This is a genomic window from Veillonella sp. R32, assembly GCF_010093125.1.
Taxonomy (GTDB): domain Bacteria; phylum Bacillota; class Negativicutes; order Veillonellales; family Veillonellaceae; genus Veillonella_A.
Genome location: NZ_NMZQ01000055.1, coordinates 1 through 1,451, shown reverse-complemented (window position 1 = coordinate 1,451; position 1,451 = coordinate 1). Strand labels below are relative to the sequence as shown.

Below are 1,451 nucleotides of genomic sequence, written 5' to 3'. Positions count from 1 at the left end.
CTACAAACAATGATTATAAAGGATTATATGGAGGTTTAGACACCAAAGCAATTCATAAACGAGTAAAAAAGGTTCTATAATTTATTTTGGGGCGTTAAAGAGAAACGCAAGTTGCGTGTCCTCTTGGCGCCTACTTTTTGGGTTATAGGACAAAATGTGTTGCTAAAAATGCTGAAACCCCTTGCAATTACTAGCTTAAATACGTTTTTATCTTCCTAAGAATATAAATTTTAGGAGGATTGTATACTCATGCATGTAAAATGTATTAACTGTGGATTTGTATGTAAGAAAAATGGAAAAACAAGTGGCGGAAACCAGAGATGGTATTGTAATAATTGCAAGTCTTCATTTATCCGTACAGTAGATAATTCTGCTAAACAATTAAAAATATTTCACAATTGGCTATTTAGTAAGCAAACTCAAAAGGAGATGCCTGGTGAAGGTCGTACATTTCGTAGAAAATCATCAGTGTTTTGGAATATATGGCCTATGCCACCTAAAATAGAAGAACAACGAAATATTGTATTTGTTGATGGCATTTATTTATCTAGGAAAGCCTGTATTCTTATTTGCTGCGACGAAAAATATGTTTTAGGATGGTATCTTTGTCGTTATGAACATTCTAAAGCTTGGGATGCTTTAGTGAGTCGAATCAGAGAGCCTATCCTAGTTGTTTCAGATGGTGGAACAGGTTTTAAAAAAGCATTAAAAAAAGTTTGGCCGAAAGCCAAACATCAACGGTGTACATTTCATGCATTTTGTCAGGTAAAAAAGTATACAACTAGCAGGCCTAAAACTTTGGCAGGATTTGAATTATATACTCTTGCTAAAGATTTACTACATATAGAAAGTAAAGATCAAGCTATTATTTGGATTACTAGATTAACTAATTGGAAAATAAAACATAAAGAGTTTTTGAGTGAAATGACTAGAGATGAATCAGGAGCGCTTAGACCTACTCATGAGCGTTTACTTAAGGCTGAATACTCGTTAGTTAGACTTGTGAAAACGAATACGTTATTTACGTATCTTGAGAGTCCTTGGGCCGAGGAGCGAAACTTTCCAGCAACTAATAATCGAATTGAAGGAGCTGTTAATGCTCAACTCAGAGCCATGCTCAGAGCCCATAGAGGACTATCTATCGAAAGAAGAATAAAAGCGGTTTTTTGGTGGTGTTATTTACACTCACCGAAACCGCTTTCAGCTTCTGAAATTTTAAAAGTAATGCCTACAGACAAGAGTATTGCAAAGCTTTATTCTAATATGAGTACTAAAGCCCAGTTAGAAGCTTCCATTCCTACTTGGGGAGATGCCATTCTTTGGGGCGATTTGCATAATTATGATTCTCTTCCTGATAATTATTGGGACTGACCAGCAACACATTTTGTCCTATAACCCTACTTTTTTGTACAAAAAAAAGACATATTGAATAAAATCCGTTACAATAAAAG

1 protein-coding gene is annotated in these 1,451 nt (G+C 34.9%); it reads left to right on the top strand.

All coding sequences use genetic code 11. The features are described from left to right. The first annotated feature begins 249 nt into the window (after positions 1-249). Positions 250-1,371, top strand: a complete 1,122-nt coding sequence (locus tag VER_RS10010) for an IS1249 family transposase (RefSeq protein WP_162100681.1) — start codon at positions 250-252, stop codon at positions 1,369-1,371. Positions 1,372-1,451: the final 80 nt, after the last annotated feature.

Excerpts from the sequence above, each read along its gene's own strand:
- VER_RS10010 (WP_162100681.1), top strand. The coding sequence starts at position 250 with ATGCATGTAAAATGTATTAACTGTGGATTTGTATGTAAGAAAAATGGA.